Consider the following 22143-nt stretch of genomic DNA (forward strand, 5'->3'; position numbering starts at 1 on the left):
TAGCTAGCATCGCCGGGTGACTGTGATCCCCGACCCCTCCGCGCCCTTCCCGCTGCCGCACACCGATCGGACGGTGTTCCTGAAGCCGCATATCGAGTCCGACAAGATCAGGGTCGGGGACTACACGTACTTCGACGATCCGGACGCGGCCACCGACTTCGAGCGCAACAACGTGCTCTACGCCTTCGGGCCCGAGAAGCTGATCATCGGCAAATACTGCGCGCTGGCCACCGGAACCACGTTCATCATGGCGGGCGCGAACCATCCCACCCAGGGGGTGTCCACCTTCCCGTTCACCATCTTCGGCGGCACCTGGGCCGACGAGACCATGGACATCATCACCTCGATTCCCAGCAAGGGCGACACCGTGGTGGGCAACGACGTGTGGTTCGGCTACAACACCATGGTCATGCCGGGCGTGCGCATCGGGGACGGGGCGATCATCGCGACGGGCGCGGTGGTCACGGCCGACGTCGCGCCGTACACGATCGTCGGCGGCAATCCGGCGCAGCCGGTCAAGCGGCGCTACTCCGAGGAGGATGTGGCGCGGCTGCTGCGGGCCGCGTGGTGGGACTGGCCGGTCGAACTGGTCACCGAGCATGTGCGGGCGATCATGGCGGGCACACCCGCCGATATCGAGAAGATCGCGGTCGAGAACGGACTGCTGGGCGAATAGCGCTGTCGGACAGGCACGTTCGCGCGGCACACGATGCGGACGTGCACACACTGCAACATTGCGGCGACTGTCGGCGCAGTCCAGCAAACTCCGGGCTATAGGCTCCACACCTGACGGACCAGGACTTTCCGGCGAAAGGTGACCAGTGTCCACACCGGTTCGGGGTAGGTCGACGCCACACTTCGGCGATGTCGCGGCGGCCCTGGCGGCCTTCGCCGCGGCCTGGCTGGCCGGAGGCACCCTGCTCATGCCGATTCGCTTCCCCTGGATGAGCGAGGCCGCGCCGTACGCGGTGGATCGGCTGTTGCTCGGCGTGCCCGAGGGCGCGGCGGTCGGGGTGATCGCCGCCGTCGCGGTCGGTGCCGTGGTGGTCACCGACAATCGCGCGGTGACGGCCTGGATGGTGGCCGGAGTGGGCATGGTCGGGCTGTTCGTCAACCACGCGGTCGAACACAATGCCAATTCCGCCGGACTGTTGACGACGCTGAACTACGTCGACGCGCTGTGCGCCGGTCTCGTCCTGGGCGGGCTGGGCGCGGCGGTGCTGCGGCGACCGGTGCCCGCGGCGGCGTTCGCCCTCGGCGCGGCGGCCGTGCTGGTGGTCGGCAACTCCGCCGATCCGGTGCACGGCACCGAAGTGAATTGGCATGGCATCGAACCTTTCCCGCTGGTGGCCTCGCCGCCGCTGTGGTTCATCGCGCTGACCCTCGCCTTGGTGGCCTACAGCGGTGTGCGCGCCTATCGCACGCGGTTGACGCCGAACGCGCCGACGGAGCTGCCGCTCTCGCCGATCTATGCGATGGTGTTACTGGTCTTGGTGGTATTGGTGGTCGCGGAACGACTCGTCCAGGAATCTCTGGACGTGGTCGATATCGCGTTCGCGGTGGCCGCGGTGGTCATCGCCGCGACGGTGGCGGCTTTCCTGCTGCCCGGTCGGGACGGTTCGGGAATCCTGGTGGCGCTGAGCCTGACCGCGGTCAGCGCGGCGCAAGGCGTGATGCCGCGACCATGGTGGAGTGTGCCGCTGCTGATCGTGATCACCGGGCTCGGCCTGTTCGCCGGAGTACGCCGGGCCTCGATCGGGATGGCCATGACGCTGGTGGCCGCGCTCGCCGCCGTGACGCCGTGGATCGACCCCGACCGGCATATGGTGGCGGCGCTCGCCAGCGCGGCATTGGCTTTCGTGGTCGGCTACGGCTGCGGCACCGCCCGCCCGGTCTCGGTGCGCGGCCGCATCCTGGCCGCCGCGGTCCTGTTCCTCCCGTCGATCGTCACCGCCCTCCCCGCCGAATCCCACTCCGAACCACTGGCTTTCGCACCCACCGACCCCGCGGCCCCCGCTTGGACCGCCTTCGCCCTCACCGTCTCCGGCGCGGCGGCACTCGCCCTGCTGAACAAGTTCCGCCCCGACCAGAACACCCGCACCCGCCGCACCCGCCCGACCCCGGAGCCGAAACCCGCGACGACATAAGCCGACTCGCACCCGCGCAGCCGTCTTCGCACCCTTGTGCGGATGTTCGGCGCGGCTACTTCCCGCGCACGATCTTCCGGAGTTTCGTGACGCGTGGGCCGACCTCGCGTTCGTAGCCGTGGTCGGTGGGCTGGTAGTAGTCCACGCCGATCAGTTCGTCGGGCGGGTACTGCTGAGCGAGGACGCCGTCGGGGTGGTCATGGGGGTATTTGTAGCCCTGGGCGTTGCCGAGGGCGGCGGCACCGGCGTAGTGGCCGTCGCGTAGGTGGGGTGGGACCGCGCCCGCCTTGCCTTTGCCGATATCGGCCATGGCCGCGCCGATGGCCTTGACGACGCCGCCGGATTTGGGGGCGGTGGCGATGTGGATGGTGGCCTGGGCGAGGGCGAGTTGCGCCTCCGGCATACCGACCAGTTGCACCACCTGGGCGGCGGCCACGGCGGTTTGCAGGGCCGTCGGATCGGCCATGCCGACTTCCTCGCTGGCTTGAATCATCAAGCGGCGGGCGATGAATCGCGGGTCCTCCCCCGCGGTGATCATGCGGGCCAGGTAGTGCAGCGCGGCATCGACATCGGAGCCGCGCAGCGATTTGATGAAGGCGCTGATGACGTCGTAGTGCTGATCGCCCGCCCGGTCGTAGCGAACGGCCGCCTTGTCCACGCTCGCCTCGACGAGGTCCACGTCCACGGTGCCGTCGAGGGAGGATTCGGCCGAGGCCTCCAAGGCCGTGAGCGCGCGCCGAGCATCACCGCCCGCGATGCGCACGATGTGGTCGAGGGCCGCGTCGGTGATGGTGTACTCCCCCGCGTAGCCGCGCGGATCCTCGGCCGCGCGCCGCAGCACGGTGCGAATGTCGTTCTCCGACAGCGATTGCAGCTGCAGCACGAGCGACCGCGACAGCAGCGGCGACACCACCGAGAACGACGGGTTCTCCGTGGTCGCGCCGACCAGGAGCACGATCCGGTTCTCGACCGCGGCGAGCAACGCGTCCTGCTGGGTCTTGGAGAACCGGTGCACCTCGTCGATGAACAGCACCGTCTGCTCGCCGTGCAGTAGGCGGCGACGCGCCAGGTCGATGACCGCGCGCACCTCCTTCACCCCCGCCGACAGCGCCGACAGCGCCTCGAACCGACGGCCGGTGGATTGCGAGATGAGCGAGGCCAGGGTCGTCTTACCGGTACCGGGCGGACCGAACAGCAGCACCGACGCGGCCCCGGATCCTTCGATCAGACGGCGCAGCGGCGAACCCGGCCCGAGCAGATGCTGTTGTCCGACGACCTCGTCGAGGCTTCTGGGACGCATCCGCACTGCCAGGGGCGCGAAACGGTCATTGCCGCTCACGGCCGCCGCACCCGCCGTGAACTCCTCGGACCCGGTGTCGGTCCCCGGTGCGTCGAACAGCCCTTCGCTCACGAACCCGACCCTACCGATCCACCCCGACACAATTGCCCCGCAGGTCCGGCCGGAGATCGTTATGAACTGTTCACCCGTCCAGTTTGCCTTGGGTGTGCCCGATCGGCTGAGATCATCCGGTGCCTCTTCGCGAGATCATCTCCGCCCGGCTCGATCGCCGCACAGTCCTCAAGGGCAGTACCGCGGTGGTGCTCACGGGCGGCACCGCCGTCGCCGCGAGTCTGCTGCCCAACGCCCTCGCACACGCCGAGCACCCCGTCTTCCAGCACGGCATAGCCTCGGGCGATCCACTGCCCACGGGTGTCCTGCTCTGGACCCGTGTCACGCCGAGCGCCGACGCCACGCCCGGTTCGGGGGTCGGCGACGCGGTGACCGTGCGGTGGGAGGTCGCGTCCGACGAGGACTTCGGCCGCATCGTCGCCTCCGGAACTCTCACGGCCACAGCGGATTCCGACCACACCGTCAAGGTCGACGTCTCGGGCCTCGAGCCCGCGCGCGAGTACCGCTACCGCTTCAGCGCCCTGGGCCAGACCTCCCCGGTCGGCATCACCCGCACGGCTCCCGCCACCGCCGACACCCCCGATCGCCTGCGCTTCGGCGTCGTCTCGTGCGCGAACTGGGAGGCCGGGTACTTCTCCGTCTACCGCCACCTCGCCGCGCGCGGCGATCTCGACGCGATCATTCATCTCGGCGACTACCTCTACGAGTATCCGCGCGGCGAGTACGGCGGCCGCGCCGGTTCGGTGCGCCCGCACGAGCCCGCGCACGAGATCATCTCCCTGTCGGACTACCGAATTCGCCACGCCCAGTACAAGACCGACCCGGACCTCGCCGCACTGCACGCCCGGGTGCCGTTCGTCTGTACCTGGGACGATCACGAAACCGCCGACAACACCTGGTCGGGCGGCGCGGGCAATCACGATCCCGCCACCGAGGGCGACTGGCAGACGCGCAAGGCCGCCGCGCTCCAGGCGTATCTGGAGTGGATGCCGGTGCGTTCCGGCGCGGACCGCCGCTTGTACCGACGGCTGCGCTTCGGCACCTTGGCCGAGCTGTCCATGCTGGATCTGCGCAGCTACCGCAGCCAGGAGGTGCACGCCGGTCCGGGCTGGCGGCAGGTGGACGATCCGAACCGCACCATTACCGGTCAGGCCCAAATGGATTGGCTGTCTTCGGGTTTGACCTCCTCACCGGTGGCATGGAAGCTCATCGGCAATCCGGTCATGATCGCGCCGCTGGTGTTCCCGCCGCTGGAACCGGCGACCACCACCGCGCTCACCGATCTGCTCGGCCTCCCGCACGAGGGCATTATGGCCAACCCGGACCAATGGGATGGTTACGCGGCCGATCGCTCGAAGCTGTTGCACACCATCGCCGACAACCAGGTCGCGGATGTGGTGTTCCTGACCGGCGATATCCACACCTCCTGGGCCGCCGACCTGCCGCTGAACGCCGCCAACTATCCGGCCGGTCCGACCGCCGGGGTGGAGTTCGTGGTCCCGTCGGTCACCTCGCAGAGCATGGGCGATGTGATGAACACGCCGCCGCGCACCGCCTCGGTCAGCGCGGAGACCGCGTTGCTGGGCGTGAATCACCATCTGCGCTACGCGGAGCTGGACTCGCACGGCTACGGCGTCCTGCACGTGGATGCCGAGCAGACGCAGATGGACTGGTTCTACGTCAACGATGTGGCAGACCCGAATACCGGTGTGCGCCATGGCACCTCGTTCGCGGTGCGGCGGGGCGGACGCCTCGAACAGCGCCCCGGCCCCGTGGCCGACTGACCTCGAGGTGAGAGCCTGGGAGGGCGCGCTACTCCTCCCAGTGCTCCTCGAGGGTCGCCGAGACGTGCTCCGCGAAATCGCCGAGCGTGTCGTCGCCAATGCATCGCGCGTCCTCGGCCACCGCGGCCCAGCGGTTGATGAGCGCCGCCGAGCGCGGCACCGACAGTCCGTGTTCGCGCGCCGCCGCGATGCGCGTGTGATCGGCGGGCAGGAACCAGTAGGTCGACAGCCACACCCAGATGAGCCGCGCCTCGAGAATGCGTTCGGCCAACACCTCGTCGTCGGCGAGCGACGGCCACACCGCCACCACCTCGGAGCGCCACGCCTCGACCATCTGCCGGGCGCGCTCGCGGGAGAGTTCGAAATCGCAGAGGCAGCCGGGGAAGGAGACCAGCGCGTAGGCGATATCGAGGGTGGCGTCGCGGAATCCGCCCCACTCGTAGTCGAGGAAGCGCGCGCCCTCCTCGTTGAGAATGACATTGTCGGGGCACAGGTCCGAGGGGCTGAAGGCGCGATAGCGGCCCGCCGAGAACAGCCGGTTGCCCCGCACGATGCGTTCGGCGATCTCGCCGGGCACCTCGATACCGAGTTCTCGTTGCAGCATCAACGGCACCTCGGCGACGGCGACCTCGGCCTGCTGGGCGATCCCGTCCACGCGGTGCACCACGTCGACCCGGCGCAGCAGCGCGACGAAATCCGCCTCGCGGCCGACGGTCGCGGCGTGCATGCGACCCAGCGCCTGCGCGAACGCCATCTGTGAATTGCGCGTCGCGGGTTCGGCCCCGGACTGCAGGACGGCGGTGAGTGGGCTGTTCTCCCCCAGATCGCTCAGGACGAGCAACCGATCGGGCAGGCTGTAGGCGAGCAGATACGCCCCGGGCCGATGGTCGCGTCCGAGCGCGGTGGTGAATTGATACGACACCGCCTCGCGGAGGAAGGCCGAATCGATACTGGCCACACCGGGTGCCATGCCTCCGGTGCGTCGATCCTGCGCGGCGCCGCGCACCTGCTTGACTATGAGGGTGCGAGGAAGTGAAAAGGCGTTCTCCGCAACACGCACACGTAGCACCGTCGTTCTACCACTACCGCTGAGTTCGATAGGATCGCTCAGCTTTACCGGAGCACCCATTCGCTTTGTGAGCAAATGTTGTGCCGCGGACACGACTTCGGCGGCGCGTTCGGCCAATAGTGCGGTCATCGCGTCCCAAGTTACTCGCTCCAGGTCACTTTCAGCGAGCGGTTGCGCAACCTTTCGCGCGTCGTCCGGCGTGTCCCGCTCCGGGGTTTGCCCACCCGGCGCTGGTTGCTTGACACAACCATCGGGCTCCGGTTGTCTCATGTTCAACTGCTGTGCGCCACACCGTAAACCGGTACATGTGAAAGGTCTGTGACGATGACCGGCACACCGCCCGCGCAACCGAACGAATCGGACGAAACGCCCGCACGCGCGGGCGCCGAGCACCCTCCGACCCGCCCCGGCCAGCATCAAAATCCCGAGCCGCCACCACATTCCGCGAGCCAGGAACTCACCCCCGAACACGGCCGCCACGAAATGCCGGGTCCGCGCGGATACCCGCAGTTCGAGGGGCCGGGTGCGGCGCAATACGGCAGCGAACCCCTCGAACCGCCCCCGCCCATGCCGCGCCAAGCGCCGGTGAGCGGGTCCGGTATGGGCGCGCCGCCAAGTTACGCCCCACCCCCGCAGTCGGGCGCGCCGCAGCAGGATTACGGTCAGGCGTCGCAGCAGGGTTACGGCGAGGGCGCGCGACCGGGTTATGGCGAAGCGCCCCAACAGGGTTACGGACAGGGCGCGGCACCGGGGTACGGCCAAGCGCCGCAATCCGGATATGGCCACGCGCCACAGCAAGGCTACGAGCAGTCCGCCCCGCCGGGGCAAGCACCGCAGTCGGGATCGTTTCCGCAGGGTGGGTCGACGCCGCGGCAATCGGGCGGCCTGCCGGGAGCCGCCCCCGCCGGTCAACGCCCGCCCGGCGGGGCACCGGGTGATCACGACTCCCTCGATGTCGGACACGCCCTCGCCTACGGCTGGGATCGCTTCCGCCTCAACCCGATTCCGTGGGCGGGCATCGTCTTGGTCGGCCTGATCGCCTATCTGGTGGTCACGCTGCTGATCAATATCGCCGACGTGCGCTCACTACCGGTGGTGCTGCTGGTCTTCGCCATCGCCTCGCTCATGGTGTGGCTGCTGCAGGCCGCCATGATTCGCGGCGCGCTCTACGAAACCGACGGCACCCCAGCCGATTTCCCGACCTTCTTCGGCTTCGTCAACGCGGGCAATGTGCTGCTCACCGCGCTCATGGTCTTCGTCGCCTGCCTGATCGCGTCGATCTTCTGCGTCGTCCCGGCGTTCCTGGTCGGCGTGCTGTGCATGTTCGCGCTGAATTTCGTCATCGACCAGGATCAGAATCCGATCGAGGCGATCAAATCCAGTGCGCGCCTGGTGATCGCGAACCCCTTCCAGGTACTGCTGTTGGCGCTGTCCATCGTGGTGATCACCGTCATCGGCCTGCTGCTGTGCGGTCTGGGCCTACTGGTGGCCGGACCGGTGTCGGCCATCGCGGTGACCTACGCCTATCGCACCCTCACCGGCGGGCTGGTCGCGCCGCTGTGAACGACGACCGCCCATCCCGCGCGGTCGCGGGATGGGCGGTCGAGTCGATGCGTCCTACTTGTCCTTGCCCTCGACGATCGGGTTGCCGTCGGCATCGAGCTTGGCATTGAGCCCGGCCTCGGCGCGCTGCTGCAAGGTGATCGGCGTCGGCGCGTCGGTGAGCGGGTCGACACCGCCGCCGGACTTCGGGAAGGCGATGACCTCGCGGATGGAGTCCAATCCGGCCAGCAGCGCGGTGATGCGGTCCCAGCCGAAGGCGATGCCGCCGTGCGGGGGCGCGCCGTACTTGAAGGCGTCGAGCAGGAAGCCGAACTTCTCCTGCGCCTCCTCGTGGCTGATGCCCATCACGTTGAACACCCGCTCCTGCACGTCACCGCGGTGGATACGGATGGAGCCGCCGCCGATCTCGTTGCCGTTGCAGACGATGTCGTAGGCGTAGGCCAGCGCCGACCCCGGATCGGTGTCGAAGGTGTCGAGGAACTCCGGCTTGGGCGAGGTGAACGCGTGGTGCACCGCGGTCCAGGCCGAATGTCCCAGCGCCACATCGCCGCTCGCGGTGGCGTCGGCGGCGGGCTCGAACATGGGCGCGTCCACGATCCACACGAAGGCCCAGTCGTTCTCGTCGATGAGGCCGCACTTGCGGGCGATCTCACCACGCGCGGCGCCGAGCAGCGCGCGGCTGGACTTGACCTCACCGGCGGCGAAGAACACACAGTCGCCGGGGTTCGCGCCGACGTACTTGGCCAGGCCCTCCCGCTCGGCGTCGGTGAGGTTCTTGGCGACGGGGCCGCCGAGGGTGCCGTCCTCGTTGACGAGGATGTAGGCCAGACCCTTCGCGCCGCGCTGCTTGGCCCACTCCTGCCAGGCGTCGAGTTGGCGGCGCGGCTGGCTCGCGCCACCCGGCATGACGACCGCGCCGACGTAGGGCGACTGGAACACCCGGAACGGCGTGTCCTTGAAGTACTCCGCCATTTCGGTGATCTCGATGCCGAAGCGCAGGTCGGGCTTGTCGGAGCCGTAGCGGCGCATGGCCTCGGCGTAGGTCATGTGCGGAATCGGCGTGGGGATCTCGTGGCCGATGAGCTTCCACAGCGCGACCAGGATGTCCTCGGCCAGCAGGATCACGTCCTCCTGGGTGACGAAGCTCATCTCGATGTCGAGCTGGGTGAACTCCGGCTGCCGGTCGGCGCGGAAGTCCTCGTCGCGGTAGCAGCGCGCAATCTGGTAGTAGCGCTCGATACCGGCGACCATGAGCAGCTGCTTGAACAGCTGGGGACTCTGCGGCAGGGCGTAGAACTTGCCGGGCTGCAATCGCGCGGGCACCAGGAAGTCGCGCGCGCCCTCGGGGGTGGAGCGGGTCATGGTCGGCGTCTCGACCTCGACGAAGGCGTGCTTGGCGAGCACGTCGCGGGCGGCGGCGTTGACCTTGGACCGCAGCCGGATGGCGTGGCCCGGGCCCTCGCGACGCAGGTCGAGGTAGCGGTACTTGAGTCGGGCCTCCTCGCCGGGGGTCTCGTCCAGCTGGAACGGCAGCGGCGCGGCCTCGTTGAGCACCTCGAGGTCGGTGACATTGACCTCGATCTGACCGGTCGGCAGGTTCGGGTTCCCGCTGCCCTCCGGTCGGTTCTCCACGATGCCGGTCACCTTGACGACGTATTCGTTGCGCAGCTTGTGCGCCTGTTCGGCGGGCTCGCCCTCACGGAAGACCGCCTGCGAGACACCCGACGCATCGCGCAGATCGATGAAGATCACGCCACCGTGGTCTCGCCGCCGGGCCACCCAACCGGTGAGGGTGACGGTCTGGCCAGCGTGCTCGCTTCGCAGCGAACCAGCCAAGTGGGTGCGCAGCACGGGAGTCCTTTCGACGGATTGGCACACCCGGTAAACGAGCGGGTGCGGGGTACATCGTAGTGAGACACGTGCGCGGAGAGGAAACCGATATCGGTTCGCCCGTGCCAAGCTGTGTGACGGCGGGTTCTCGGACCCGCTGATCCTCATGCCACACCGCACGTTCGGGGCGTTCGCAGACGGGAGCAGGCAGATGACCTTCAACGAAGGTATGCAGATCGATCCGGATCGGGTCTCTTCCGGCGGCGGTCCCGGTATGGGTGGCGGTCTGGTGCTCGGCGGCGGCGCGCTCGGACTCATCGCCTTGGTGGTGTCGCTGTTGCTCGGCGGCGATCCGGGGTCGGTGCTCGGACAGTTCACCGGGGCCGACAGTCAGGCCGAACAGGGCACCGCGGGCACGCCGGAGCATTGCAAGACCGGAGCGGACGCCAACAAGTATGTGGACTGTCGCGTGGTGTTGACCGTGCAGAGCCTCGACTCGGTGTGGGGCAGCGAACTCGCCCAGCAGGTCGGCCGCCGCTACACCGAACCGCAGGTGGTGTTGTTCTCCGGTGCGGTGAACACCGGGTGCGGGCGCGCCACCTCGGCGGTCGGCCCGTTCTACTGTCCCGCCGACCAGACGGCGTACTTCGACACCGCCTTCTTCCAGGAGCTCAAGGATCGCTTCGGTTCGAGCGGCGGCCCGCTGGCCGAGGAGTACGTGGTGGCCCACGAGTTCGGCCACCACATTCAGAATCTGCTCGGGGATCTCGGTCGCTCGCAACGCGATCCGCAGGGCCCCGAATCCGGCGCGGTGCGCACCGAACTCCAGGCCGACTGCTATGCGGGCGTCTGGGCCTACTACGCCGACAAGCTGCCCGCGCCCGGCAGTGATCAGCCCTTCCTGAAGGCGTTGACCGACACCGATATTCGCGACGGTCTCTCGGCCGCCTCGGCGGTCGGCGACGACCGCATCCAGGAGGCGGCGACCGGTCGGGTCAATCCGGAGGCCTGGACGCACGGTTCGTCGGAGCAGCGCCAGAAGTGGTTCCTGGCGGGCTACGAGAGCGGGCAGGTCAAGGCGTGCGACACCTACAGTGCCCGCAATCTGGACAACCCGCCCGCGCTGACCCGGTAGGCGGCTCACCTCACTCGTTCCGCGAACGCCCCTGATCCGGGTGTCACAAGCGCTCCGGGGACGTGCTGTTCCGACCGGTCGTTGTGATCTCGCACCCCTCCCACCGGAATTCGGCGTGCCTCTGGCGTACGCCCCTGTCCGCGTTGGACAATCACCGGCGGCGAGCGTCGGCTCGGCGGAACGGAGGGATCGATCGATGCGAAGTGTCGGTGCGGCAAGACAATTCGGGCGGCGGAGTGCGGCGGCGGGGCTGGCCCTGATCGCGGCGATGGCGCTGACCAGCGGTATCGCCACCGCGGAACCGGCCGCCCCGGCTCCGGTCACCGGCCCGATGCTCTTCACCCTCACGTCCATGCCGAACGGGTGGCTCATCGGCCGCACCGATCTGCGTCCCCTGCTCGAGGTGCAGGCCGACGGCCGGGCCGTCAAGCGACCGGACGGCGCGGATCCGAATCGCAAGGCGGACACTCCCGCCAAGGAGGTGACCGGTTCCATCCCGCGGGATGTGCTCACCGCCGCCATTGCCGAGACGCAGGCGCTGGCCCCCGTCGATCTGGGCATGCCCACCGTCTCCGATCAGGGCAGTCTCATTATCGACTACACCCCGCAGCAGGCCGACCAGGATGTGCACCTGATCGCCTACGCGCCCGAGTTCAGCGACGGCCTCGACGCCGACCAGCAGGCGAACCGCGGCCGGTTCGCCACCCTGTACAAGAAGCTTCTCGACGCCTTCGTGGCCGATCGCTGAGGCCGGGACCGAAAACCTAACCGACCGTCCAGGTTTCGCGGCCGGTGAGCAGCTGCTGCAAGGAGTCCTCGCCCACCGGTTTGCGTTCCTGGGCCATGGTGGCCTGCGCGCGCACGCCGTCGTCGTAGGTCGGCCGCGACACACTGCGGAACACCCCGGTCACCACATGTGACAGATCCTGATCCGACAGCCGAGACAGCGCGTACGCGTACTCCGGATGGTCGGTGTACGCGTCGTGCACCACGATGTCGGATTCGGCCACCAGGTCGGTGCGCGCCACCTCCAGGCCGAAACCGCTGCGCACCACGGCGAATTCACCGTCCGCGCCGAAGCGAATGGGCTCGCCGTGCCGCAGTGGGATGAGGTGCGCGGCGGCATTGTCCTTGCGCAGCATGTCGAACGACCCGTCATTGAAGATCGGGCAGTCCTGCAGGATCTCCACGAACGCGGTGCCGCGGTGCTCGGCGGCCGCGCGCAGCACCTCGGTGAGCCCGGCGCGGTCGGAGTCCAAAGCCCGTGCGGCGAAGGTGGCTTCGGCGCCGAGTGCCACCGACAGCGTGTTGAACGGATGGTCGACCGATCCCAGCGGCGTGGACTTGGTGACCTTGCCGGTCTCCGAGGTCGGCGAGTACTGACCCTTGGTGAGCCCGTAGATCCGGTTGTTGAACAGCAGGATCGTCATGTTCACATTGCGGCGCAGCGCGTGGATGAGGTGATTGCCGCCGATGGACAGCGCGTCGCCGTCACCGGTCACCACCCAGACCGACAGGTCGGGCCTGGTCACCGCCAACCCGGTCGCGATGGCCGGGGCGCGACCGTGAATCGAGTGCAGCCCATAGGCTTCCAGGTAGTACGGGAACCGGCTCGAGCAGCCGATCCCGGAGACGAACATGAGGTTTTCGCGCTTGAGGCCCAGTTCGGCGAGGAATCCGCGCACGGTCGCCAGGATGACGTAGTCACCACAGCCGGGGCACCAGCGCACCTCCTGATCGGAGGTGAACTCCTTGACCTTCTGCGGCCCCTCGGCCCTGGGCACACCGGACAGTCCGGTGAGCCCCAGATCGGTGCCGACGAGCGGGTTTTCGACAATGGTCATCACATTCCCCCTGGGGTGCGGTAGGTGGCCCGCGCCCGCGCGGCGAAGGCCTTGTCCTGTTCCATATCCGCGATGGAGCCGTCCAGTGCGGCGTCGATGACGCCGACCAATTCCTGTGCCGAGAAGGCGGTTCCGGCGACCTTCGTCCACGGCTGGACGTCGACGAGGTACTTCGCGCGCAGCAGCATCGCCAGCTGGCCGCCGTTCATCTCCGGCGCGACCACCGTGCGGTAGCGGCCCAGCACCTCATCGAGATTGGCGGGCAAGGGATTCAGATGCCGCAGATGCGCCTGCGCCACCGGCACCCCGCGCCGCCGCGCCCGCCGACACGCCTCGCCGATCGGCCCGTAGGAACTCCCCCAGCCGATGAGCAGCAGTTCGGCGCGACCGTCCGGATCGTCCACCGCCAGATCGGGTACGGCGATACCGTCGATCTTGGCCTGGCGCAGTCGCACCATGAGTTCGTGATTGGCCGGATCGTAGGAGATATTGCCGCTGCCGTCGGCCTTCTCCAGTCCGCCGATGCGGTGCGCGCGGCCCTTGGTGCCGGGCACCGCGATCGGGCGGGCGAGGGTCTCCGGATCGCGGGCGTAGGGCAGGAATTCGCTGTCGTCCTCGGCCTCCGGCTCGAAGGCCGGATCGATGCGCTCCAGGTCCGAGACCCGCGGAATCGCCCACGGCTCGGAGCCGTTCGCGATCGCGCCGTCGGAGAGCAGCAGCACCGGCGTGCGGTAGGTGAGCGCGATGCGCGCCGCCTCCACCGCGGTGTCGAAGCAGTCGGCGGGTGAGCGCGGTGCGAGGACCGCCACCGGCGACTCGCCATTGCGCCCGTACAGGGCCTGCAACAGGTCGGCCTGTTCGGTCTTGGTCGGCAGGCCCGTGGAGGGACCGCCGCGCTGCACGTCCACGATCAGCAGCGGCAGTTCGGTCATGACCGCGAGACCGATGGATTCGCTCTTGAGCGCCAACCCCGGGCCGGAGGTGCTGGTCACGCCGAGCGCCCCGCCCAGCGAAGCCCCCAGTGCCGCACCGATTCCCGCGATCTCGTCCTCGGCCTGGAAGGTGGTGACGCCGAAGTTCTTGTGCTTGCTCAGCTCGTGCAGGATGTCCGAGGCGGGGGTGATCGGATAGGTCCCCAGGAACACCGGTAAACCGGAGAGTTGCCCGGCCGCCACGATGCCGTAGGCGAGTGCGGTGTTGCCGGTGATCTGCCGGTAGGTCCCCGGCGGCAGCGTCGCGGGAGCGACCTCGTAGGTGCTCGCGAATGCCTCGGTTGTTTCGCCGTAATTCCATCCCGCCCGAATTGCGAGAATATTTGCTTCGGCCACATCGGGTTTGGCGGCGAATTTCTCCCGAACAAACTGCTCGGTTCCATCAATGGGTCGACCGTACATCCAGGACAGCAAACCGAGCGCGAACATGTTTTTCGCGCGCTGTCCGTCTTTTTTACCAACACCGGTCGGTTCGGTCGCGCCCAGCGTCAGCGAAGTCATGGGCACCCGATGCACCACGAAATCCGAGAGCGTGTCATCGGTGAGCGGATCGCCCTGGTAACCCACCTTGGCCAGATTGCGTTTGGTGAACTCGTCGGTGTTGACGATGACCGTGGCCCCGCGCGCGAGATCCTCCAGATTCGCCTTGAGCGCGGCCGGATTCATGGCCACCAGCACATCGGGCTGGTCACCGGCGGTGAGGATGTCGTAGTCGGCGATCTGGATCTGGAAGGACGAGACGCCCGGCAGCGTGCCCTGGGGCGCGCGGATCTCCGCCGGGAAGTTGGGCTGGGTGGCGAGGTCGTTGCCGAATGCGGCGGCCTCGTGGGTGAATCGGTCACCGGTGAGCTGCATACCGTCACCGGAGTCACCCGCGAACCGAATTACGACCTTTTCCAATTTCTCTGGCGCGCCGCCGTTTCCGGGCGCGGCCACAGAGCCATCGGAGTGTGCCACGGAATCATCGTCGTGCTGCGAAACCATGCGCCTGCATCACTTCCTCGTCGCTGTGAGGTATCAACGCCAAACTACTCCGCTGTATTCGCGACACACCCGCGAAGTGAGCGGTAGAACGTGGTGAATCTCAGCCGAACTGGGTGAAACTGCGCCGGGCTCAGGCGAAAAGCGCCAGTTGCCGGTCGGGCGTGGGTACTGCGGCGGGCCGCGTGTCGAAAGCGGCGGCGGCCCGAACCTCGGGCTCGGCCTGCCGTTCCCGATTGAAACGGTACTTCTCCAACAGCGGTTCGATGCGACCGCGTAGCCAGGCAGAATACTCGGGTGTCACGGAACTTCCGCGACCGTACAGCTGTCGGTAGCGTCGGATGAGCGCGGGGTGCTCGGTGACCAGCCACTCCAGGAACCACCCGCGGGTGGAGCCGCGCAGGTGCATGGGGAAGGCGGTGACCCCGGCGGCACCGGCGTCGGCGAGGGCCGCGAACAGTTCGTCGAGATGCGCCTTGGAGTCGGTGAGGCACGGAATCACCGGGGCCACCATGACATTCACGGCGAATCCGGCATCGGCGAGGGCGCGAATGAGTTCGAGCCGGGCCTTGGGCGACGGCGTTCCGGATTCCAGCCCGCGGTGCAGGTCCGGATCCAGAATGGCCAGCGACACCGCCACACTCACCGGGACCTGACTCGCCGCCTGGGTGAGCAGCGGCAGATCCCGGCGCAGCAGGGTGCCTTTGGTGAGAATCGAGAAGGGCGTTCCCGATTCGGTGAGCGCGGAGATGATGCCCGGCATGAGCCGGTAACGCCCCTCGGCCCGCTGGTATGGGTCCGTATTCGACCCCAGCGCAACGGTTTCGCGCCGCCAGGAGCGCTTGTGTACCTCCTTGCGCAGGACGGCCGCGACATTCGTCTTGACGACGATCTGATTGTCGAAGTCCGTCCCGGCATTGAGGTCGAGGTACTCGTGCGAACCGCGAGCGAAGCAGTAGCGGCACGCGTGCGAGCAGCCGCGCATCGGATTGATGGTCCAGTTGAACGGCATATTGCCGCCCTCGGGGACCCGGTTCAGCGCGCTCTTGCAGAGCACTTCGTGGAATGTGATGCCTTCGAACTCGGGAGTCTGTACCGTCCGCACGAGACCAGCCCGCTCCAGTCCCGGCAGCGCGCCGTCATCGGCGTCCAGGGTCTGGTTCTGCCACCGCACTCCACAAGTCGAACACTTGTTCTAGCAGCTGTCAAGCGATCTTCCGCGTGTCGGCCTTCTCCAGGCTGTTGTTGGCGAAGGCCACCAGATCGCGCACCGTCTCCTCGGTACTGCGCGGCTGATAGCCCAGTTCGGTGCGCGCCTTGGTGCCGTCGACGACGGGCGCGGAGATGAGCGCGCCGAGCGCCGCCTTGGACAGCACATCGCTGCCGAAGAGTTTGCCGACCGGTTCCAGCACCGGAATCACCGCCGAGACGACCTGCGCCGGAATGAGCACGCGCGGACCCTTCTTGCCGTTCACCGCGGCCGCCAGCCGGGTGACGTCCCACATGGTCTGCATATGTCCGGTGAGCAGGTAGTTCTCACCGGTGCGGCCGCGCTCTCCGGCGAGGATCAGGCCGAGGGCGACATCGCGCACGTCGACCAGGTCGAAGCTGCCGCCGATCATGGCGGGCACCCGGCCCTTGGCCGCGTCCAGCAGGGTGCCGTTGATCCGCGAACGGGTGTAGTCGACCGGGCCGTACACGCCGGTCGGATTGCAGAGCACGGCGTCGAGGCCCTTGTCGACGACCTTGCGCAGCTCGACCTCGCCCTGCCACTTGGAGCGGTCGTAGACGGGCAGGTCCGGGCTGATGGAGCGGGCGGTGCGCTCGTCGATCTTGCCGCCGCACTGGTACTGGTTGAACGCGTGGATGGAGCTGGCGTGCACGAACCTGCGCGCGCCGACGGCCAGCGCCGCCTCGGCGACGACCCGCACGCCCTCGGTGTTGATGCGCCAGGCGAGATCGTTCTTCTGCGCCAGGGTGATGACCGCGACCAGGTGGTAGACGACCTCCGCGCCCTCGAGCGCGGAGCGCATGGAGGCGGGGTCGAGCACGTCACCGGTCACCCAGGTGACACCGGGTTCAGTAGCGCCGGTGGGCCGAACACGATCGATCGCGGTCACCTCGTGACCGCGATCGGTAAGCAGGCGTAGCAAATTGGTGCCAAGGAACCCGGCAGCGCCGGTGACTGCGACCTTCATGAGACGAGAATATAGAACCTGTTCTAATTTGCAACAAGTTCTAGTTTACGAACTGGGATTACGTCCCCGCTTCGCTGGTCGGAGGGGTCCTATATATTCAGGACCGCTATTTCTCCACGACGATCCGGGGGACTACTCATGACCGGAATCTCGGTCGATCCGGAGGCGGTCCGCGCCTTCGCCACCACCCAGAACGGCGTCGCGGCCGATATCGCCGCCGCAGGCAACCTCGACACTGTAGCCGGTGTCGCCGCCATGACGCCCGTCTTCGGCTTGATCGGCGCGGATTACCTGGCCATGTACGCGGTCGCGGAGCTATTGCACGCCAAGGACATCAACGCGCTGTCGGGGCGATACGCGCACCTAGGCGCGACGGCGACCGGATCGGCGACCACCATCGAGACGACCGACGCGACCTTCGCGGGTGGGCTCGGGCAACTCGGCGGGACGATCGGGGAGCAGGCATGAACGCGTGGATGGACGCCGCGACGATCGGAGCGGCGGAATGACTCCGAGCGATCCGAGGGTCTCGGGGATCATCGCGCCGGACGCCTCCCCCGCCGTGCCCGCACCGCAGACCGCGGAGGCGGCGCGCACCGGGCTGCCCGACGTGCCGTTGCTCCAGCTGCCCGACGATGTCGCGCCGTTCGAGGCTCCCGCATTCGTGGTGTCGCGCAAGGAATTCGAGCAGGGCGGTGGGTCGCCGGGGTTGGGTGCGATGCCGCATGGCACGGCCGGGGATTCCACCTATGCCGCCGGTGTTCTCGGTGGTTCTGCTGAGCCGGGCGTACTCGACAACCCGGGAGCGCGAGCCGCATTCGACGTCGGGCAGGGCGCTGTGGATTCGGCACAGCAGGCCCTTGATGGGGCTCAGGGCGTGTTGGATGGGGCGCGGTCGGCGCTGAACAACGCGCCCGCCGCGGCTGCGTCCGCGCAGGCGGCGCTCGCGCAGGGTGCGGTGCATCCTGGTCCGCTGCCGCCGCTGCCGCCGCTGCCGCAGGATCCGGTGGCCGCGCTCATGAGCGGCATGGCCTTGCCCGCCATCCCGGGTATCGACGCGCTGTTCAAGCCGTTCCTCGATCTCATGAACAGTTTCGGCACCGGCGTGCTCGGGGCGGTGAATCCGACGACCGTGCTGAGTCAGTCGTCGAAGGTCATCGAGGGGGCGATGCAGGTCGGCAGTGGCGCGCTCAAGACCGTCGAGACGGTGTGGAAGGGCAAGTCCGGCAATGCCGCCCAATCGGCGGGACAGGACGCGCAGCGGCACGGGGAGGAGACGGCCAATCGCGGCGTGGACATCTCGGCGCTGACACAGCAGGCGGCCGCGGTGGTGCAGCGGGGCAATCTGCAACTGACGGCGATCGCGCAGTCGTTCGCCACGCAGGCCACCGCTATGGCCCCGGTGGCGCTCACTCCGCCCGGCCAGGCGGCCCTGATCGCCGCCGCCACCGAACATCTCGGCGCGGCGGTGGCGGTCGTCAATGCCACGCGGGGTGAATTGGGCGGCTACACAGCGCAATTGAGCGGCGTGGTCGGTCAGCTACTCGGTCAGGGCGGTGGCCCGAATCCCGCCGAGGTCGCGCAATCCTTGGCCCAGAATGTCGGACAGCCGATCCTGTCGCAGGCACAGGAGCTGCTGAAATCCGGCGTCGAACAGGCCACGAAGGCCGCGGGCACCGACCCGACCCCGGGCAAGCCGGGCGATCTGGATACCAAGGCCGCCGGAGTCGGTGGCGGTGGTGGCGGCGGCGCGGGCGGCGGCGGAGGTATCGGCGGTGGCGCGGGCGGTATCGCGGCCAAGCCGGGCGGCCCCGGCTCCTCGATCCCCGGCGGCAAGATCGCCGCGAACGCGGGCAATCCGTTCGGCTCCGGTGGGGCGGGCGCGGCCGCGATGGGCGGTGCCGCGCCGGGCGGATTCATGGGTGCGCCGCACGGTGCCGGTGCCGGGCAGCGGGGCACGGACCAGGAGTACACGCGGAACGTGCAGCATTACCAAAACCGTTCCGGCGAAAGCGAACTCACCGGAAACCTGGGTGCCTCCGGGCCGGGCGTCATCGGCGAGAGCCAGGACGAGGACGCCAGCGAGGAGCAGGCCTGAATCGTGAAACAGCCCCCGCGAGGGACCTACGGTCCACCACGGGGGCTGTTTCGTGCGGTGTGCGGGCCGATCCACCGGGCCCACAACCGCTCGGCGGGAAGCAAATTCACCTCCGACGGTGCGACTGTCAGACGGCCGTGGGCCGGGCCTGAGCGTCGGTGCCGCCGTCGATCACGAACTGCGAGCCGTGAATGAACCCGGCCTGTGGACCGAGCAGATAGGCGATGAGCGAAGCGATTTCGTCCGGGCGGCCATTGCGCCCCACCGGCGAGGTGAAGTTGCGGATCGCCTCACCGTAGCGGGGGTCGTCCATACCGGCTTGCAGCAGCGGAGTATCGACGCTGCCCGGTGCGACGGTATTGAGCCGGACACCCGCGGCACCCCACTCGGCCGCGCGCTGCCGAACGGCTACGGTGACGGCGTTCTTGGAGGCGGCGTAGGCATAGCTGCCCGCGTACTCACCGGCCTGCGCGAAGGCCTCGGCCTCGTTGCCGGACGCGATCGGGTTCTGATCCCAGGCTAGGTGGGTGGAGGCCACCGACGAAACCACCACGGCGGCAGGCGATTCCCCCTTCCGCAGAGCGGGCAGCAGAGCGTCCAGCAGCGCGATGGTGCTGCGGTAGTTGATCTCGACGATGCGCATCGGATCGGGCACCTGCGGGCCGACGCCCGCACACAGGACGAGTCCGTTCAGCACTCCCCCGCTACGTTCCAGCATCTGCTCGACCGCCGCCGCGCGCACGGCCGCATCGGTGAGGTCGCCGGTGATATCGGCGTCCTTCAGGTCGATGCCGATGATGTCGTGCCCGGCCGCGGCGAGAGCGGCGGCGGTGGCCGCGCCGATACCCGAGGCGGAGCCGGTGATGGCGATCGTCATGCCTGCGATTAGAACAGGATGCAGAACGTGCTGGCAATGCGATCTCGGCCAGCGGGACCGCCACCGGCGAGAGCGCGCCGAAGCCGCTACGACTGAACCTGCACCACCGGGCCCATGGCGCGCCCGAGCCCCGGTTCGCCCGTTCGCTCGCCGATCCCGACGGGCCGGACTAGCATCACGACAAGAACTAGAATCTGTTCTAGTTTTCGCCCGCCCATTGTCGAGAGGACGACCCGATGCGCTTCACCTATGCGGAGGCGATGACCAATCCGGACTACTACATCCCGCTGGCGCAGGCCGCGGAGGCAGCCGGGTTCCACAGCATGACCATCGCCGACAGCATCGCCTACCCGGCCGAGTCGGACTCGAAGTACCCCTACACCAAGGACGGCAACCGCGAATTCCTCGACGGCAAACCGTTCATCGAGACCTTCGTGCTGTCGGCGGCCATCGCGGCGGCCACCACCACCCTGCGCTTGACGCCGTTCGTGCTGAAGCTGCCGATCCGCCCGCCGGTGCTGGTCGCCAAGCAGGCGAGTTCCCTTGCGCGCCTGAGCAACAACCGCTTCGCCCTGGGCGTGGGCATCAGCCCGTGGCCGGAGGACTTCCAGATCATGGGCGTGCCGTTCGAGAAACGAGGAAAGCGCCTCGACGAGTGCATCGAGATCGTGAAGGGCCTGTCGACCGGCGAGTACTTCGAGTACCACGGCGAGTTCTACGACATCCCCAAGATCAAGCTCACCCCCGCGCCGACCGAGCCGCTGCCGATTCTCGTGGGCGGCCACTCCGACGCCGCGCTGAAGCGCGCCGTCCGCCTCACCGACGGCTGGATGCACGCGGGCGGCAATGCCGAGGAGCTCGACAAGTACCTTGCCCGCATCAACGAATTGCGCAGCGAGCGTGACCTTTCCACCCCGTTCGAGATCCACGCCGTCTCCCGCGACGGCTACACGCCGGACGGCGTGAAGCGCCTCGAGGAGAAGGGCATCACCGACCTGATCGTCGGCTTCCGCAACTCCTACGCCATGGAGCACGACACGGAGTCGCTGGAAGACAAGATCACCAAGATCAAGTGGTACGGCGACAACGTGATCGCCAAACTCGCCTGATTCAGGACCGCTTGGCGAAGCCGAGCTCGATCACGGCATCCCGTTCGCCGACGAGCTCGGCCACGCTGGCATCGATGCGCGCCCGCGAGAACTCGTCGATCGCGAGATCCGGGACGATGGAGTACTTTTCGTCCGCGCAGGTCACGGGGAACGAGCTGATCAGCCCTTCCGGCACGCCGTAGGAGCCATCCGACGGCACCGCCATCGACACCCAGTCGTTCGCGGCGGACCCGCGCGCCCAATCGTGAATGTGGTCGATGGCCGCGCTCGCGGCACTGGCCGCCGAGGAGGCCCCCCGAGCCTTGATGATCGCGGTGCCGCGCTGCTGCACGGTCGGAATGAAGTCGTTCTCCACCCAGTCCCGATCGTCGATGACGTCGAGCGCGGGCTTGCCCGCCACGGTGGCGTACGACAGGTCCGGGTACTGCGTCGCGGAGTGGTTGCCCCAGATGGCGACGCGGTGGATATCGGCGGCCGCCGCGCCGGTCTTCTTGGCCACCTGCGCGAGGGCGCGATTGTGGTCGAGGCGAGTGAGGGCGGTGAACCGCTCGGCCGGGACGTCCGGGGCGTTGCTCATCGCGATGAAAGCGTTTGTGTTGGCGGGGTTTCCGACCACGAGCACCTTGATGTCGTCGGCGGCGCTGGCATTGATGGCCGCGCCCTGGTCGGTGAAGATCGGGCCGTTCGCGGCGAGCAGATCGCCGCGTTCCATGCCCGCCGTACGTGGACGAGCGCCCACGAGCAGGGCGATGTTGGCCCCATCGAAACCCGTCCAGGGGTCGTCGGAGATGTCGATCGAGGACAGGAGCGGGAACGCGCCGTCCTCCAGCTCCATGGCCACGCCCTCCAGAGACGCTACGGCGGAGGGGATTTCGAGCAGCCGCAGGCGAATCGGGGTGTCCGCTCCGAGCATCGCGCCGGAGGCTATACGAAACAGCAACCCGTAGGCGATCTGTCCGGCGGCTCCGGTGACGGTGACGGTGGTGGGGCGGGCAGGGGTCGACATCGGGCTCCTAGTGGTCGTAGGTGACTCCGTCCTTCAGCCTAACGACGAGTGTGGGGCGGGGGCGGGGGTGGTGAGCAACCAGACAGTTCGGCTCGATGG

The 22143-nt window shown here is 68.1% G+C and carries 18 protein-coding genes; 9 read left to right on the top strand and 9 right to left on the bottom strand.

The window, feature by feature from the left end; all coding sequences use genetic code 11:
* Nucleotides 1-22 precede the first annotated feature (22 nt).
* Both ACIBH2_RS05890 and ACIBH2_RS05895 read left to right on the top strand, forming a co-directional pair.
* Complete coding sequence (locus tag ACIBH2_RS05890; protein WP_397116834.1) at nucleotides 23-676, top strand: CatB-related O-acetyltransferase; 654 nt, start codon at nucleotides 23-25, stop codon at nucleotides 674-676.
* Between the two features lie 145 nt (nucleotides 677-821).
* A complete protein-coding gene (locus ACIBH2_RS05895) occupies nucleotides 822-2147 on the top strand; it encodes a hypothetical protein (protein WP_397113914.1) in 1326 nt (441 codons plus the stop codon).
* Nucleotides 2148-2202: 55 nt separating this feature from the next.
* Here the strand turns inward: ACIBH2_RS05895 and ACIBH2_RS05900 are convergent, their stop codons facing one another.
* Entirely contained in the window at nucleotides 2203-3558 is a 1356-nt protein-coding gene (locus tag ACIBH2_RS05900) for a replication-associated recombination protein A (protein ID WP_397113916.1), read from the bottom strand.
* 119 nt (nucleotides 3559-3677) lie between these two features.
* Between ACIBH2_RS05900 and ACIBH2_RS05905 the strand changes: the two genes are divergently transcribed.
* Nucleotides 3678-5342, top strand: a complete 1665-nt coding sequence (locus tag ACIBH2_RS05905; RefSeq protein ID WP_397113918.1) for an alkaline phosphatase D family protein — start codon at nucleotides 3678-3680, stop codon at nucleotides 5340-5342.
* A gap of 28 nt (nucleotides 5343-5370) precedes the next feature.
* Here the strand turns inward: ACIBH2_RS05905 and ACIBH2_RS05910 are convergent, their stop codons facing one another.
* Nucleotides 5371-6540: a phosphotransferase family protein gene (locus ACIBH2_RS05910; RefSeq protein WP_397113920.1), complete on the bottom strand. Its 1170-nt coding sequence runs from the start codon at nucleotides 6538-6540 to the stop codon at nucleotides 5371-5373.
* A gap of 195 nt (nucleotides 6541-6735) precedes the next feature.
* Here ACIBH2_RS05910 and ACIBH2_RS05915 point away from each other — a divergent pair, with 195 nt between their 5' ends.
* Nucleotides 6736-7974: a hypothetical protein gene (locus ACIBH2_RS05915; protein WP_397113922.1), complete on the top strand. Its 1239-nt coding sequence runs from the start codon at nucleotides 6736-6738 to the stop codon at nucleotides 7972-7974.
* Nucleotides 7975-8028: 54 nt separating this feature from the next.
* On the opposite strand, the gene aspS is transcribed toward ACIBH2_RS05915, so the two are convergent.
* The gene (gene aspS / locus ACIBH2_RS05920) at nucleotides 8029-9825 is read right to left on the bottom strand and encodes an aspartate--tRNA ligase (RefSeq protein WP_397113924.1); all 1797 of its coding nucleotides are present in this window, start codon (nucleotides 9823-9825) and stop codon (nucleotides 8029-8031) included.
* 190 nt (nucleotides 9826-10015) lie between these two features.
* On the opposite strand from aspS, the gene ACIBH2_RS05925 reads away from it, so the two are divergent.
* Nucleotides 10016-10939 carry a neutral zinc metallopeptidase gene (locus ACIBH2_RS05925; RefSeq protein WP_397113926.1) on the top strand — a complete coding sequence of 308 codons (924 nt, stop codon included), beginning with the start codon at nucleotides 10016-10018 and terminating at the stop codon, nucleotides 10937-10939.
* Between the two features lie 196 nt (nucleotides 10940-11135).
* Nucleotides 11136-11687: a hypothetical protein gene (locus ACIBH2_RS05930; RefSeq protein WP_397113928.1), complete on the top strand. Its 552-nt coding sequence runs from the start codon at nucleotides 11136-11138 to the stop codon at nucleotides 11685-11687.
* Nucleotides 11688-11703: 16 nt separating this feature from the next.
* On the opposite strand, the gene ACIBH2_RS05935 is transcribed toward ACIBH2_RS05930, so the two are convergent.
* The 4 genes from ACIBH2_RS05935 to ACIBH2_RS05950 all read right to left on the bottom strand — a co-directional run bounded on the left by ACIBH2_RS05935 (nucleotide 11704) and on the right by ACIBH2_RS05950 (nucleotide 16954).
* A complete protein-coding gene (locus ACIBH2_RS05935; RefSeq protein ID WP_397113930.1) occupies nucleotides 11704-12783 on the bottom strand; it encodes a 2-oxoacid:ferredoxin oxidoreductase subunit beta in 1080 nt (359 codons plus the stop codon).
* Nucleotides 12783-14759 carry a 2-oxoacid:acceptor oxidoreductase subunit alpha gene (locus ACIBH2_RS05940; protein ID WP_397113932.1) on the bottom strand — a complete coding sequence of 659 codons (1977 nt, stop codon included), beginning with the start codon at nucleotides 14757-14759 and terminating at the stop codon, nucleotides 12783-12785. The genes ACIBH2_RS05935 and ACIBH2_RS05940 overlap by 1 nt, the downstream gene beginning before the upstream one ends.
* 130 nt (nucleotides 14760-14889) lie before the next feature.
* A complete protein-coding gene (locus ACIBH2_RS05945; protein WP_397113934.1) occupies nucleotides 14890-15930 on the bottom strand; it encodes an Rv2578c family radical SAM protein in 1041 nt (346 codons plus the stop codon).
* 31 nt (nucleotides 15931-15961) lie between these two features.
* Nucleotides 15962-16954: an NAD-dependent epimerase/dehydratase family protein gene (locus ACIBH2_RS05950; RefSeq protein WP_397113936.1), complete on the bottom strand. Its 993-nt coding sequence runs from the start codon at nucleotides 16952-16954 to the stop codon at nucleotides 15962-15964.
* 138 nt (nucleotides 16955-17092) lie between these two features.
* Here ACIBH2_RS05950 and ACIBH2_RS05955 point away from each other — a divergent pair, with 138 nt between their 5' ends.
* The gene (locus tag ACIBH2_RS05955; protein ID WP_397113938.1) at nucleotides 17093-17422 is read left to right on the top strand and encodes a type VII secretion target; all 330 of its coding nucleotides are present in this window, start codon (nucleotides 17093-17095) and stop codon (nucleotides 17420-17422) included.
* A 37-nt stretch (nucleotides 17423-17459) separates the two neighbouring features.
* The gene (locus ACIBH2_RS05960; RefSeq protein WP_397113940.1) at nucleotides 17460-19052 is read left to right on the top strand and encodes a hypothetical protein; all 1593 of its coding nucleotides are present in this window, start codon (nucleotides 17460-17462) and stop codon (nucleotides 19050-19052) included.
* Between the two features lie 127 nt (nucleotides 19053-19179).
* Here the strand turns inward: ACIBH2_RS05960 and ACIBH2_RS05965 are convergent, their stop codons facing one another.
* Entirely contained in the window at nucleotides 19180-19929 is a 750-nt protein-coding gene (locus tag ACIBH2_RS05965; RefSeq protein ID WP_397113942.1) for an SDR family oxidoreductase, read from the bottom strand.
* A gap of 236 nt (nucleotides 19930-20165) precedes the next feature.
* On the opposite strand from ACIBH2_RS05965, the gene ACIBH2_RS05970 reads away from it, so the two are divergent.
* Nucleotides 20166-21038, top strand: a complete 873-nt coding sequence (locus ACIBH2_RS05970; RefSeq protein WP_397113944.1) for a TIGR03619 family F420-dependent LLM class oxidoreductase — start codon at nucleotides 20166-20168, stop codon at nucleotides 21036-21038.
* A gap of 1 nt (nucleotide 21039) precedes the next feature.
* Here the strand turns inward: ACIBH2_RS05970 and ACIBH2_RS05975 are convergent, their stop codons facing one another.
* On the bottom strand, nucleotides 21040-22044 hold the full coding sequence (locus tag ACIBH2_RS05975) for a malate dehydrogenase (RefSeq protein ID WP_397113946.1): 1005 nt from the start codon (nucleotides 22042-22044) through the stop codon (nucleotides 21040-21042).
* Nucleotides 22045-22143: the final 99 nt, after the last annotated feature.

Origin of the sequence: Nocardia sp. NPDC050406 (genome assembly GCF_044459025.1) — a bacterium.
Taxonomy (GTDB): Bacteria; Actinomycetota; Actinomycetes; order Mycobacteriales; family Mycobacteriaceae; genus Nocardia.